General features: G+C 60.8%; 7 protein-coding genes and 5 pseudogenes. 8 read left to right on the top strand and 4 right to left on the bottom strand.

Translation table 11 applies throughout. The features are described from left to right. Positions 1-108 precede the first annotated feature (108 nt). Positions 109-1,055: pseudogene (locus tag ACVW0R_RS10975) on the bottom strand (transposase). Positions 1,056-1,105: 50 nt separating this feature from the next. On the opposite strand from ACVW0R_RS10975, the pseudogene ACVW0R_RS10970 reads away from it, so the two are divergent. Together ACVW0R_RS10970 and ACVW0R_RS10965 are read left to right on the top strand one after the other, a co-directional pair. Next, positions 1,106-1,236, top strand: a pseudogene (locus ACVW0R_RS10970) (IS200/IS605 family transposase); the annotation flags it as partial. A 315-nt stretch (positions 1,237-1,551) separates the two neighbouring features. Beyond that, the gene (locus tag ACVW0R_RS10965; RefSeq protein ID WP_457502056.1) at positions 1,552-5,514 is read left to right on the top strand and encodes a magnesium chelatase subunit H; all 3,963 of its coding nucleotides are present in this window, start codon (positions 1,552-1,554) and stop codon (positions 5,512-5,514) included. Between the two features lie 60 nt (positions 5,515-5,574). On the opposite strand, the gene ACVW0R_RS10960 is transcribed toward ACVW0R_RS10965, so the two are convergent. After that, entirely contained in the window at positions 5,575-6,417 is an 843-nt protein-coding gene (locus ACVW0R_RS10960) for a prepilin peptidase (RefSeq protein WP_011430174.1), read from the bottom strand. A 76-nt stretch (positions 6,418-6,493) separates the two neighbouring features. After that, on the bottom strand, positions 6,494-6,694 hold the full coding sequence (locus tag ACVW0R_RS10955; RefSeq protein WP_041438278.1) for a hypothetical protein: 201 nt from the start codon (positions 6,692-6,694) through the stop codon (positions 6,494-6,496). A 445-nt stretch (positions 6,695-7,139) separates the two neighbouring features. Here ACVW0R_RS10955 and ACVW0R_RS10950 point away from each other — a divergent pair, with 445 nt between their 5' ends. The 6 genes and pseudogenes from ACVW0R_RS10950 to ACVW0R_RS10925 all read left to right on the top strand — a co-directional run bounded on the left by ACVW0R_RS10950 (position 7,140) and on the right by ACVW0R_RS10925 (position 13,893). Next, the gene (locus ACVW0R_RS10950; RefSeq protein ID WP_457502055.1) at positions 7,140-9,395 is read left to right on the top strand and encodes a ComEC/Rec2 family competence protein; all 2,256 of its coding nucleotides are present in this window, start codon (positions 7,140-7,142) and stop codon (positions 9,393-9,395) included. 466 nt (positions 9,396-9,861) lie between these two features. Beyond that, positions 9,862-10,629, top strand: coding sequence for a DNA methyltransferase (locus tag ACVW0R_RS10945; RefSeq protein WP_457502054.1), 768 nt, complete (start codon positions 9,862-9,864; stop codon positions 10,627-10,629). Positions 10,630-10,636: 7 nt separating this feature from the next. Next, positions 10,637-10,999, top strand: a complete 363-nt coding sequence (locus ACVW0R_RS10940; protein WP_457502053.1) for a hypothetical protein — start codon at positions 10,637-10,639, stop codon at positions 10,997-10,999. A 78-nt stretch (positions 11,000-11,077) separates the two neighbouring features. Next, positions 11,078-12,004, top strand: a pseudogene (locus ACVW0R_RS10935) (DUF559 domain-containing protein); the annotation flags it as partial. Positions 12,005-12,028: 24 nt separating this feature from the next. Beyond that, a pseudogene (locus ACVW0R_RS10930) lies at positions 12,029-13,576 on the top strand (site-specific DNA-methyltransferase); the annotation flags it as partial. After that, entirely contained in the window at positions 13,573-13,893 is a 321-nt protein-coding gene (locus ACVW0R_RS10925; protein WP_011430170.1) for a nucleotidyltransferase domain-containing protein, read from the top strand. The pseudogene ACVW0R_RS10930 and the gene ACVW0R_RS10925, both read left to right, overlap by 4 nt. Positions 13,894-13,997: 104 nt before the next feature. On the opposite strand, the pseudogene ACVW0R_RS10920 reads toward ACVW0R_RS10925, so the two are convergent. Then, positions 13,998-14,102 (bottom strand): annotated as a pseudogene (locus ACVW0R_RS10920) (IS630 family transposase); the annotation flags it as partial.

The following is a 14,102-nucleotide window of genomic DNA, read 5'->3' as shown; positions in this document are numbered from 1 at the left end:
TGGGTCTCATCCTTTTTTGTAGGTGCCTTGATCTCGCCCAGAACTTGCTTGGAATAAGGCGGCTTGGCAGGGATCCCTTTTGTCTTGACACTCCCACCCAGGGGATTCTTACGCAGTCCACAAAAGAACCCGTAACGGCGTTGTCAAAGCGCCTCTAGACAGTTCCTGAAGGCAAAGCCCCAAGGTTCTGCTGACTTTCTTAAGCACAGGTTGGCGGCAGCATTCGCATCAGCGTTGACCAACCACCCCTCTGCCGTTTGGTACAGGCCCCGCTTGACACGCTTTCCAGAAGGTCTCCACCCGTCGGGTTTTTCACCATAATTAGGTTCCATCTAGGAAGCTTGCCTGCGAGCTGTACGCCTCCTCTACCTCAATAAACTCCATCCATAATGCTGACATAATTGCGCAATACGCTCCTTTAACCGACCTGTTGGGATGAAAACAAAGTTTTGGTTAAAACCGCATTCTTGTTTTTGTTCTTTGTTCCAACCGAAGAGGATTCTCCCAATTGAGTGGTGCAAACAGAAGTCAATGACCTTGCCCGCAGCTTTGTGGATTGCATCCCGCATCCGCCGGTTTCCGTAGTTCGGTCAAGCTGCTGCAACCAAAACCCCTGCAGCTTGTGAGTCTTGAGCCTAGCCAGCTCCTTGTTGTGCCACTGGTTGAAGGACTTGACTTTGCGGCCATCAATGATGAAGCTATGTCCTAAGTTGCTAACGCACGTAAGCCAGTTGTTGACTCCGTGGTCAATTGCTAGAGCTTTTCTCGGATCCAGCGATTTGGGCTGGGCAGGCTTGGCATAGACCCACTCCAGCTACAGACTTACAGGTCTGTTGCGCGGCGGAAACATACATTGCGATGAAGTGCTTGTTTTGGGTTCTCGCCATCTCAGCGCAAAGCTCACCATAGCTTGCCCATCGCTTCGTTTTGAAATAGACTTGTCTCGCATAGTACAAAGCACAGTTGTACACCTTATTAGACTGTTGACATAAGTACTCTAATAGGGGGACTAGCTCCCTGTTCCTGACTCGAACCTGCTGACAGCCGCACTCCATCATTGTTGGCAAGCGGCATGGCAACCGCAGTCTGACATGGGCAAGCGATAATGCGAGAGGAAAGTCAACGGTACAATCGCCGCGGTCATGTTGTGGGCGGGCGGTTGTTCATCTTATTTTTTGGCCAAAGAGAAGGAAAGAGGTCTTGGTAGGAGAAGTCAGGAAGAGGTTGTTTGAGCTATGAAACTATATCAACGACCCCCATCATGGGTAAGCCACTAAAGTGGCTAGCGGGCTTTTCCGCCCCGCACTCAAGTGCGGGGCTACCAAACTATCCTTTTGTGTAGGAGAGCCGCTCTGGGCCCTTCCAGGTCTGGATCCTTGAGATCTCCTCAAGAGAAGAGCCCCCTTTGCAATTATTGCGAATTGTTACGAGACTGGCGTCATGCCCCCGGCAGGGATCCGGTTCTCTGGTAGAACGGGAAACAGGTGCTAGGGAAGAATGCCCATTCCCGGCCCACTTGCTTTTTTGCATTGCACAAGGGAGAGCGACCGCATGTTTACTCTGGTTAAGCCCATCACCCGCCACGTGGCCCCTGACGAGCTAGGGGGGCGCCGACTGATGAAGGTGGTGTACGTGGTGTTGGAGCCGCAGTATCAGAGTGCTCTGACAGCAGCGGTGCAGCGCATCAACGCCCGCAACCCCAAGCTGGCGGTGGAGCTGTCTGGCTACTTGGTGGAGGAGCTGCGGGATCCCTCGGGGTATGAGGCTTTCCGGCGGGATCTGGAGACGGCCAATGTTTTTATTGGCTCCCTGATCTTTATTGAGGACATCGCCCAGAAGGTGGTGCAGGCGGTAGAACCCCTGCGGGAGCGGTTGGATGCGGTGGTGGTGTTCCCCTCCATGCCGGAGGTGATGCGCCTGAATAAGCTGGGATCCTTTTCTATGGCGCAACTGGGCCAGTCCAAGAGCGCCATTGCCCAGTTCATGCGCAAGCGCCAGCAGGGATCCAACTTCCAGGAGGGGATGCTGAAGCTGTTGCAGACGCTGCCCAAGGTGCTGAAGTACCTGCCCTTTGACAAGGCCCAGGATGCCCGCAACTTCATGCTTAGCTTCCAGTACTGGCTGGGCGGATCCCGCGAGAACCTGGAGAACTTTTTGCTGATGTTGGCGGATCGCTACCTGCCGGGGATGCGGGGGCAGCTCTCCTTTGCCGAGCCGGTCACCTACTTGGAGATGGGCATCTGGCACCCCTTGGCGCCGCAGATGTTTGCCAGTCTGGCGGAGTATTTGGATTGGTACAACGCCCGCGAGGATCTGCCGCAGGACGTGAAGGATCCCTTGGCTCCCTGCGTGGGGTTGGTGTTGCAGCGCACCCACCTGGTGACGAGGGACGATGCCCACTACGTGGCCATGGTGCAGGAGCTGGAGTCGCGCGGGGCGCGGGTGGTGCCGGTGTTTGCCGGCGGCTTGGACTTTTCCAAGCCGGTGAACGAGTTTTTCTGGAACGAGCAGAAGACGGCGCCAATTGTGGATGTGGTGGTGTCGCTAACCGGGTTTGCCCTGGTGGGCGGGCCGGCGCGGCAGGATCACCCCAAAGCCGTGGAGGCGCTGCAACGGCTCAATCGTCCCTACATGGTGGCACTGCCCTTGGTGTTTCAATCGACAGAGGAATGGGCCAATAGCGACCTGGGGCTGCACCCGGTGCAGGTGGCGCTGCAAATTGCCATTCCCGAACTGGATGGGGCCATCGATCCCATCATCCTCTCAGGGCGGGACGCCGTCACCGGCAAGGCCCATGCCCTGCAGGATCGGATTGAGTTGATTGCGGCGCGGGCCATCAAGTGGGCCAATCTGCGGCGCAAGCCCAAGCTGGAGAAGAAGATCGCCATCACCGTTTTCAGCTTTCCGCCGGACAAGGGCAATGTGGGGACAGCGGCCTACCTGGATGTGTTTGCCTCCATCCACCGGGTGATGCAGGCGCTGGCCCACAACGGCTATGACCTGGGGCCAGAGCTGCCCAAAACCCCCCAGGAGCTGATGGAGTCCATCCTCCACGATCCCCAAGCTCAGTACGCTAGCCCGGAGCTGAATGTAGCGGCCAAGCTGTCGGTGCGGGAGTACGAGGCCCTGACCCCCTACGTCAAAGCCATTGAGAAATACTGGGGGCCAGCTCCAGGGCACCTGAACACCGATGGGCAAAATCTACTGATTTACGGCAAGCACTTTGGCAACGTGTTCATCGGGGTGCAGCCCACCTTTGGCTACGAAGGGGATCCCATGCGGCTACTTTTTTCCAGGTCGGCCAGTCCCCACCATGGCTTTGCCGCCTACTACACCTACCTGGAAAAAGTTTGGAAAGCCGACGTGGTCATCCACTTTGGCACCCACGGGTCTCTCGAGTTCATGCCGGGCAAGCAGATTGGCATGTCCAGCGAGTGCTACCCGGATAACCTAATTGGATCCCTGCCCAACCTTTACTACTACGCTGCCAACAACCCCAGCGAGGCCACCATCGCCAAGCGGCGCGGCTATGCCTGCACCATCAGCTACCTGACACCGCCGGCAGAAAACGCTGGCCTCTACAAGGGGCTGCAGGAGCTGCGGGAGCTGATTGGCTCTTACCAAACCCTGCGGGAGGGGGCGCGGGGCATTGCCATTGTCAATGCCATCTGGGACAAGGCGCGGCTAGTCAACCTAGACAAAGACGTGGAGCTGCCGACGGTGGACGCCGCCCAGCTCACCCTAGAGGAACGGGACACGGTGGTGGGCAAGCTCTACGCCAAGCTGATGGAGATTGAGTCGCGGCTGTTGCCCTGTGGGCTGCATGTGATTGGGGCGCCCCCCACGGCGGAAGAGGCGATTGCCACCTTAGTAAGCATTGCCAGCATTGACCGGCCAGAAGAAGGGATCCTCGGCCTACCCCGCATCATTGCCCAGAGCCTGGGGCGGGATATCGACGAAATCTACCGCAACCGGGATCGGGGGCACCTGGCGGATACAGAGCTGCTGGATCGCATCAACAAGGCCTGCCACAAGGCGGTGGCGGCCCTGGTGCAGGAGCAAACCGACGCCCAGGGGCGGGTCTCGCGGGTGGCCAAGCTCAATTTCTTCAACATGGGGCGGCAGGCGCCCTGGCTGGTGGCCCTCAAGGAGGCGGGCTATCCGCAGGTGGAGGCGGAGCTGCTCAAGCCTTTGTTTGAGTTTTTGGAAGAGTGCCTCAAGCAAATCACGGCCGATTATGAGCTGGGATCCCTGCTTCGCGCTTTGGAAGGGGAGTACATCCTGCCGGGGCCGGGCGGGGATCCCATCCGCAACCCCGCTGTGTTGCCGACGGGGCGCAACATCCACGCCTTGGATCCCCAGTCTATCCCCACGGCAGCGGCCATTAAGTCGGCGGAGATGGTGGTGGAGCGGCTGCTGGCCCGCGAGCTGAGCGCCAACGGCGGCAGGTACCCGGAAACCATCTCGGTGGTGCTCTGGGGCACGGACAACATCAAGACCTACGGCGAGTCGCTGGCGCAGGTGCTGTGTTTGCTGGGGGTGCGTCCCCAGCCGGATGCCCTGGGGCGGGTGAACAAGGTGGAGCTGATCCCCTTGGAGGAGCTGGGGCGGCCCCGCATTGACGTGGTGGTCAACTGCTCCGGCGTGTTCCGGGATCTCTTTGTCAACCAAATGGCCCTCCTCGACCGGGCGGTAAAGCTGGCGGCCCTGGCCGATGAGCCGCTGGAGCTGAACTATGTGCGCAAGCACGCTCTGCAGCAGGCCAAGGAGCTGGGGCTGACGCTGGAGCAGGCGGCAACGCGGGTCTTTTCCAACGCTTCTGGCTCCTACTCGGCCAACATCAACCTGGCGGTGGAAAACAGCTCCTGGGAGGACGAGAGCGAGCTGCGGGAGATGTACCTCTCGCGTAAGTCCTTTGCCTTCGGATCCAATCTGCCCAACCAGCAGATGCGGCAGCTGTTTGAGGCCAGCCTGAAGACGGTGGACGTGACCTTCCAGAATCTGGATTCGTCGGAGATCAGCCTGACGGATGTCAGCCACTACTTCGATGCGGATCCCACCAAGCTGGTGCAGAGCCTGCGCCCGGACGGCAAGGCCCCCTCAGCCTACATGGCGGATACCACCACGCCCAGCGCCCAGATCCGCACCCTGAGCGAGACGATCCGCCTCGATGCTCGCACCAAGCTGCTCAACCCCAAGTGGTACGAGGGCATGCTCAAGCACGGCTACGAAGGGGTGCGGGAGATCGCCAAGCGGCTGGTGAATACCTCCGGCTGGTCGGCCACGGCGGGAGCGGTGGACAACTGGATCTACGAGGAAACCAACGAGACCTTCATCAAGGACGAGGCGATGCGGCAGCGCCTGATGAACCTCAACCCCCACTCCTTCCGGCGCATCGTCGGCACCCTGCTGGAGGTGCACGGGCGTGGCTACTGGCAGACTTCCCAGGCCAACATCGAGCGCCTGCAGGAGCTGTACCAAGAAGTGGAAGACCGGATCGAGGGGGTGGAGTAGAGGCCAAAAGGGATCCCTGCCGATCGTTGCCGTTGCCACTGGAAGAGGGGTGAGGGAGTTCTACCCCAGCAACCCCGACCAGCGTAGGTAGGCCTCGATCAGGGGGGATCCCGCCAAGGCGGCCACGGCGCCGCCTAGAGCCAAGTAGGGGCCGAAGGGGATGGGTTTGCCCAGGCGGGCCCTTCCCCCGGCCATGGCCAGCAGGCTGCCCAGCAAACCAAGCCCAGAGCCCAAGATGAGGGCCACCAACACCCCTTGCCAGCCCAGCCACATGCCGATCAGGGCCAGCAGCTTACCATCTCCTCCGCCCATGGCCTCCCGCCGCAAAACCCAACGGGCGACAAAGCCAATGCCTTCCAACAGCCAGATGCCCAGCACGGCGCCCGCGATCCCGGCCACCAGTGACCAGCCCATGGCGGCCAGGGATCCCGACCCTTCCAGCCAGGGCAGCGCCAGGCGGGCCAGCAGCCCCGCCAGCAGGCCGGAGCGGGTGAGCGACTCCGGCAGCCAAAACGTATCCAGGTCAACCAGGGCCAGCGCCAGCAGCCAGCCCAACAAGACACAGGTGAGGAGCCCGCGGGGAGAAAATCCCAAGATGGCGATGCTGAGGCCGAACAGCCCCATGGTCAAGGCTTCAACGGCAGGGTAGCGCCAGCTAATCTGCGCCCCGCAGTGGCGGCAGCGGCCCCGCAGCAGGAACCAGCCCAGAATGGGGATGTTCTCCATCGGGCCCAGGGGCGTCTTGCAGTGGGGACAATGGGAGCCGGGATGGAGCAGAGAAAGACCTTGCGGCAGGCGATAGACCACCACATTGAGAAAGCTGCCCACACAGGCCCCCAGCACCAACACCAGCACCCAGACCAACAGGCGCAGCTCCCAGGTGCTGGCAAGGAAGTCCACCATCGCAGCCGTCCACAGGGAGAAAAAGAGGCTTGCTCTGCTATCGTAGGCGCCTAGGCTCGGCTTGGGCAGAAGGGCCTCAGCGGAGCGGCTCCAACTGCTGCAGCGGAATGAAAGTTTCTTGGGGCAGCAGGATGGGAAACTCAGAAAAGATCAGATCCCCTCGCAGGGTACGGCGATGGATGACCACGCCCCGCGGCGGCTGCTCCAGCACCTCCGGTCGATACTGCAAATGGTATTGATAGATCTGGCGAGCTGCTTGCAGCAAAGCGCTGTCCATGTGCGGTTTCCCCACCTCGCAAAGCCCACTATCACCCTAACGACCCTGCCAAGATTCTCTGGGATCCCTAACGTTCTGTCCGCCCCTTTTGAGCATTTTTAGAAACGCTTAAGCTTCCTTAAGAGCGGCGGATCCCTTGAGCTAGACGCTCACTCCTTTGACCAGAGGCGGGCCGATCCGCCTCGCCTCTCGGTAGCTTAAACCCTAGGATATCGCCGTCAAGAGCCAGTGGGCCATCTTTCCCAATTCTTAAACTTGCAAGAGGAAGGATCTGGAGGGTGCGTTGCCCATCTGGCGGGAGCATGCGGCTGGTGGCGAGCGCCAGCCCTAGGCCGGATGCAGTTTGCCTCTGTCTTGCGGGGTCGGCAACCGGTCAAGGTTAAGACAACGCCATGGATCCCGCCTGAGCGCGAGAGTACAGTGGGGGCAAAAGCGCTGAAGAGGGATGGAGAGAACCTATCTGCTGGGGCTGGGCTGGATCCTGGGCCTGTTGCTGCGGGCCTGGCCGGCGGCGAGCGGCTGGGGCTGGGGGATCCCGCTGGCTTTGGGATTGGCGGGATCGCTGCTGTACCGGCGACGACCGCGCTTGGCCCGCACCTGGCTGGCGATGGGGCTGGTGGGGTGTCTGGCCTGGGCCTACCTGGGCTGGCGGCAGCCGGTTCCCGGCCCGACGGATATCAGCCTTCTGGACCCGCAGCGGCAGATGAGCCTGGTGGGCACCGTTCTTTCGGAGCCCCGCCCCACCCGCAGCGAGCGGCGGCAATTTTGGCTGGAGGCGGAGCAGGTGCTGGAGGCCAACCAAACGGCCCGCCAGGTAAGCGGCAAGCTCTACGTCACTGCCAGCCCTGAGGCTCTCCCAAGCCAGGATCTCCATCCCAACCAGCGGGTGCGCCTGACGGGATCCCTCTACCTTCCCAGTCCCGCCTTAAACCCGGGCAGCTTTGACTTTCAGGCCTATCTGCAGCGGCAGGGGGCTTTTGCCGGCTTCATCGCCCGCGAGGTGATCCCCCAGCCGGGGGGAAGGGGCTGGGGAGGTTGGGTGCTGCGGCGGCGGGTGCGGGAGGCGTTCATTGCCGGGCTGGGGGAGCGGCAGGGGAACCTCTTGGCTTCCTTGGTGCTGGGATCCCGGGCTGCCCAGTTGGATTTTGATTTGCAGGATGCCTTTCGAGAAGTTGGCCTGGCCCATGCGCTAGCGGCCTCTGGGTTTCACGTGTCGCTGCTGGTGGGGGTGGTGTTTGTCCTAACGCGGCGGCTGGCGGTACGCCTGCAGCAGGGGATCCTCCTGGCGGTCTTGGGGATTGACCTGGCCTTGACGGGCTTTACCCCTTCGGTGCTGCGGGCGGCGGTGATGGGGGCAGCGGCCATGCTGGTGTTGACGGAGCCAAGACTGGAAGGAAAAGTTAGGCTTAACCCCCTGGGGACGCTGCTGGTGGCGGCGGTTTTGCTGTTGATCTACCAGCCGCTGTGGATTACCGATCTGGGGTTTCAGCTCAGCTTTGCCGCCACCCTGGGCCTGCTGGTGGGGGCAGGGCCGATTGGATCCCGGCTGGACTTTTTGCCGCCGGCGGTGGCCACGGCTCTGGCCGTTCCGCTGGCCGCCCAGATCTGGACGCTGCCGCTGCAGGTGGCCATCTTTGGCCGCATCCCCACCTACTCGCTGCTGGCCAACCCGCTGCTGCTGCTTCTCTTGGTGCCCCTGCTGGTGGCGGGGTTTGGGGTGGCTTTTGTGGCCTTGCTCTGGCCGGGGCTGGGATCCCTGCTGGCCCGGCCCTTGACGTTTTTGATCACGCCTTTGATCAACTGGGTGGGCTGGATGGCCAGCTGGCCCCTGAGCTCCTACTACACCGGCAGGGTCTCGCTGCTCCAGTGTCTACTTCTCTACGGGGCGCTGGTGGCTTTGACCTTTTGGCCCCGCTGGCGGCGGGCTTTGCGCTGGCAGGGCACTGCTCTGATAATGGCCGCCATCCTCTTGGGGCCAAGGCTGTGGCCGGGGCCGCCGGTCGAGATCACCGCTTTGGCCAGTGGCCGCCTCCCCGTCCTGGCCATCCAAGCCGAAGGACGCCACCTCTTGCTCAACAGCGGCGATCCCCGCCTGGCCGAGCGCACCGTGTTGCCCTTTTTGCGGCAGCAGGGCCTGCGCCGTCTGGAGGGGGCGGTGGCCATGACCTCTGCCGGCTCGGCCAATGGGGGCTGGGAGATCCTGCTTTCAGCTTTCTCCATCGGGCAGTTCTGGGACGGGGGCGGCGTCAATGCCGCCTCGGACAGCTACCTGCGCTCTCTTAGCGCCGTGCAAGCTGCCGGGATCCCCTATCAAGTCTTGCGGCCTGCCGACCGGATCCCCTTCTCGGAGCGGCTGAAGCTGCAGGCCGTCCACACCAACCCCTTGGTGTTGACCTTGGAGGCCGAGGGATCCCGCTGGCTGCTCTTGGGATCCGCCGGCCCCCCTGTCCAGGCGGAGCTGACCGGATCCCCCTTGCTGCCGGCCCAGATCGACTGGCTGTGGTGGGATGGGGGATCGCTGATCCTGGACTTGCTGGAGCGCTTTCAGGTGCAGGCGGGCATCAGCTCCGGCCCTGTTGGCGAGGCAGTGACCACCTGGTTTCGGCAAAAGCAGCGGCCCCTCTACATTGCCGAGCGCGTTGGAGCAGTAACCTGGTCGCCCCGGGGCGTGCAAACCCTGCGGGCGCCACTGGACGGCTAGGTGGCTTGGGGGAGAAGGGCTTAGGCGACAGCTCAAGGCTGGATCAAAAGTTACTGATACATTTACGCTGAACACTGCTGAACATCACTGTTCAACTATGCAGCGATAGCATTCTGTTTGTTTCCAAACAGAATGGCGGTATCCCGCAAAGCTTTGAGTAGAATACCCAAAGCGCAGTTTCCGTGTCGTCTTACTACCAATTTTCTGCTTTGCTTTGGCTACCATGTTGGCAGACTCGAAAGTAAACAGAAAGATCAACTGGTAGTAATCCGTACTGAACATATTATACATTATTTTCAGTATAGTTGAGCTTATTATTGACTAGAGTCATGCTCTCAAGCTAGCCTTCCCACTAAGCCCACGACAAACCAACAGGCAGGACTGGATAGCAGCCAAGAAAACCGACACCAAACGCCCAATCGAATCCTACGAGCACCGCGACAAAGAGCGTGTCAATAATCCACCTGTGGGGTTGGTGACGCCCCAGACTGACCCGGATGCCGGGCAAACGAAAAAGCGCTATGCCTACGATCCTCACCTCGACCCGCAACTGGTCTGGGCCGGCAAGGCCGAGCACACCTCGTTCGCGGTGCCGACGATCTCGCTCCATGTCCACGAGCGCATCGACCCCCGTACGATCATCGAGGCGGTGAAGAAGCGGAACGGCAGCGGCGGCGCGGAGCAACTCAGCCTTTTTGAAGAGGAACGCCGAGAGCCGCTGCGCCAGGCCGTCGAGTTCTACCAGTACAAACACGGCTGGACCAACCGCCTCATCGCTGGCGACTCGCTCCTGGTGATGAATTCGCTCCTGGAAAAAGAGGGCATGGCGGGCAAAGTGCAGATGATCTACCTCGACCCGCCCTACGGCATCAAATACGGCTCTAACTTCCAGCCCTTCGTCAACAAGCGCGACGTCAAGGACGGCAAAGACGAGGATTTAACCAGCGAGCCAGAGCAAATCCGCGCCTTCCGCGACACCTGGGAGCTAGGCATCCACTCCTACCTCACCTACCTGCGCGACCGGCTACTGCTGGCGCGAGAACTCCTCACCGAAAGCGGCAGCATCTTCGTGCAGATCGGCGACGAGAACGTCCATCTGGTACGCTGCTTGATGGATGAAGTGTTTGGGGCGGGGAATTTTGTGCGACTTATCACGTTCGCTAAAACCGGCAGCATGGTATCCAACGAGTTAGGCCGGACGAGTGATTATCTGAATCTGGTATGCCAGGGATAAAAAATATTTGAAATATCGCCAGTTGTATTCTGAAAAGCTGCCTGATGCCTTCTATAGTAATGTGGAGCTACCCGACGGTACCGTGCGAAAGATTACCCGGGCCGAGATGGTCGATCCGTCGCTGTTGCCAGCGGGAGCAAAGGTCTTCCAGCTCGTAAGCCTGGAGAGCTCGGGGCCGCCGGGCGAGGATACGCCGCTCCAATTTAAGGGAGAGACCTTCAGACCGAACAAGAACAGCCATTGGAAGCTGATCTACCCCGATGGCATGGAGGCGTTGAAACGCACGGGTCGCGTGACTAAGGATGGCAGCAAACTTCGATGGAAATATTATATCGACGATTATCCGCTCAAGGTCTTGTCTGAGGTCTGAGACGACACGGCCGGATTCAATCCTGAGCAACGATACGTGGTTGAAACGCGTACGAAGGTTGTAGAGCGCTGCCTCCTGATGACCACCGACCCGGGCGATTTGGTGTTTGACCCGACGTGTGTGCGGAAGGGGACGCGGGTGTGGTGTGTGCGGGATGGGGGCAGCCCCCCTATTGTCCCCCCGCACGCGGGGGGACGCTCCCTCCCCGCTTGCGGGGAGGGCTGGGGTGGGGCTAGCCGGGGAAGGGCTGGTCGAGGAGAGGCCAACCAGGAAGAGGCCACACTGATCGCCATCGAATCCATCCAACCTGGCGACTGGGTTCTGGGGCATGACGGACAACCGCATCGCGTCGTGCGCGTGATCCGCCGGCCGTACCGCGGCAAGATGATCGGCATCCGCCACGAAAAAACTGACGCGACGCTCTGGCTCTCTGCCGACCACAAGGTGCTCGCCAAACGCCGCCCGCGCTCACTGGGAGGGCATAACGACTGGTCGGGCATTCCCCGGGGGTTGCGCGGGCGAAGCAAAATGCTGCGGCGTGAAATGACCCCGCCGGAGCGTAAGCTGTGGACGGCGCTGCGCAACAACCAAACCGGTTTCGCCTTCCGACGCCAGCATCCCATCGGTCGGTATATAGCAGATTTTTACAGCCGCGACGCCCAACTTGTCGTCGAGGTGGACGGCGTGCTGGCCCACAGCAGCGAAGAGGCACTGGCTCACGATCAGGCCCGCGATGCCTATCTCCGCGAGCTGGGCTTGGAGGTGCTGCGCGTCCCGGCCAGGGAGGTGCTGTCCAATCTGGAGGGCGTTTACGAAACCATTCGACACGCCTGCCAACTTCAGCTCAGCGTCGAGAAGGCCGAATGGGTGGAAGCGCAGGACCTGGCTGTGGGGGATTGGGTCTTCTTTGGTCCGCAGCGGGTCGCCGTGCGCATCGCCGAACTCCACACGCAAGAAACCGAAGAGGAGTTGTATGACCTGGAGGTAGAAGACGCGCACTCTTTCATCACGGAGCTGTGCGTCGTGCACAATTGCGGCAGCGGCACCACCGCCTACGTTGCCGAGCAGTGGGGCCGGCGCTGGATCACCTGCGACACCTCACGCGTCGCGATCACAATCGCCCGCCAGCGGCTGATGACTGCGGTTTTCGACTACTACGAACTGGCGCACCCGCAGGAGGGCGTCGGCTCCGGCTTCAAGTACAAGACCGTGCCCCATGTCACGCTCAAGTCCATCGCCAATAACCCGGAGATCGACGGCATTTACGCGCGGCTCCATCCGGCAGTGGCAGCGGCCCTTGCTGAGCTGAACGCTGCGCTTCATGGCCAGCCGGTCAAATTCCAGGTCACCCAAGGCGGTCGGGCCGGCCAGTTCGTGGACTTCGCCGCACCCGATGAAGCAACCTTCACCATGCCCGCTGGCCAGGTGGTCAAGGTCAACGAGCTGGTGGAATGGGAAGTGCCCTTTACGTTTCCTGCCGACTGGCCGGAAAAAGCGCGCGAACCCTTCGAGCGTTTCCATCAAGCCCGCCGCACCCTCCAAAAGGAGATCGACGCCGCCATCGCCCGCCATGCGCCGCAGGAGACGCTCTACGACCAGCCCTTTGTGGACAGGAAGAAGGTGCGCGTCACCGGCCCCTTTACGGTTGAAGCGGTGCCGGCACCGGCGGTCAAGTCGGTGGACGAGATTTTGGAGGAGAAGCCGCAACCTGCCGATACGTCTATTACCCGCTCCGGCGAGACCCTGCGCCAGGCCGAATGGCGTGACGAACTGCTGCGCACCGGCATTCGCGGCAAGAACGGGCAATACATCCGCTTTGCCCGCCTAGAGCCCCTGCCCGGTTGCCGCTGGCTCCATGCCGAGGGGGAAACGCGGCCAAGCGACGAAGGGGCAAATACCGTGCGCGAGACGGCGCCAGCCTACGATCCCATGCGCGTGGTCGTCTCCTTCGGCCCGGAATATGGCCCGCTCGAGCAGCGGCAAGTTGAGCATGCCTGGCAAGAGGCGCGGATGCTCAGCCCACAGCCCAAACTGCTGATCTTCGCCGCCTTTCAATTTGACCCCGAAGCAGCAAAAGATATTGACGAGATGAAGCCAGAGCTGGCCGGCATGCAGTTCCTCAAAGTCCAAATGAACGCCGACCTACTCACCGACGACCTCAAAAAGAAGCGCGCCAGTAACGAATCCTTCTGGCTCATCGGGCAGCCGGATGTGGAGCTGCGCAAAGCCGAAGATGGCTGGTTTGTGGTTGAGGTACACGGTTTCGACTACTACAACACCAAGACCGGGGCCATCGAATCGGGCGGCAAGGACAAGATTGCCATGTGGATGCTCGATACCGACTACGACGGGCGCTGCCTCTACCCCCGTCAGGTCTTCTTCCCGATGGCGGGCGAGAAAGAAGGCTAGGCGAAGCTGGCGCGCAATCTCAAGGCCGAGATTGACGAGGACCTCATAAAAGCCTATAGCGGTACGGTGTCGTTGCCCTTCGCACCGGGCGAGCACAAGCGCATTGCCGTCAAGATCGTGGATGACCGGGGCATTGAGAGCCTGAAGGTAATGGAGTTGCCAATATGATCGATGATCAAACCTTGCAAGAGATCGTCCGGCGTATCGTGGCAGCGGCCCAGCCCAGCCGCGTACTCTTGTTTGGCTCCTATGGCCGCGGCGATGCCGACGCGGGTTCCGACCTAGACATCATGGTGATCAAACCAGAGGTGTCTGATCGGTACGCCGAAATGATTCGTTTGCACGAAGCGGTGGGCGATATGGGCCCAGGGTTGGATATCCTCGTTTATTCCGAGGCGGAATACCAGCGGCGCAGCCGTGTGCCAGGCACCGTGCTGTACTGGGCGCGCAAGCAGGGAAAAGACCTCTATGAAGCCGCATCTTGAGGAGGCTTGGCGGTTGTTGCGCCTAGCGGAGCGCGACATCAAAGCCTTCGAAGTCCTCAAAAAAGCGCCGGATGTTCATCTCTCCATTACAGCCTGTTAAGAGCTCAAGGGGTGCAATAGCAGCACTTAGCAAACCAACTTCGGAAGGAGGATGGATTGATCAGTAGTAAAGAAGTCTTCACTATCTGCTCCATGCTATATTTCCCAAT

It is taken from the genome of Thermostichus sp. MS-CIW-15, assembly GCF_054060575.1.
This window is presented reverse-complemented; position numbering and strand designations above follow the sequence as displayed.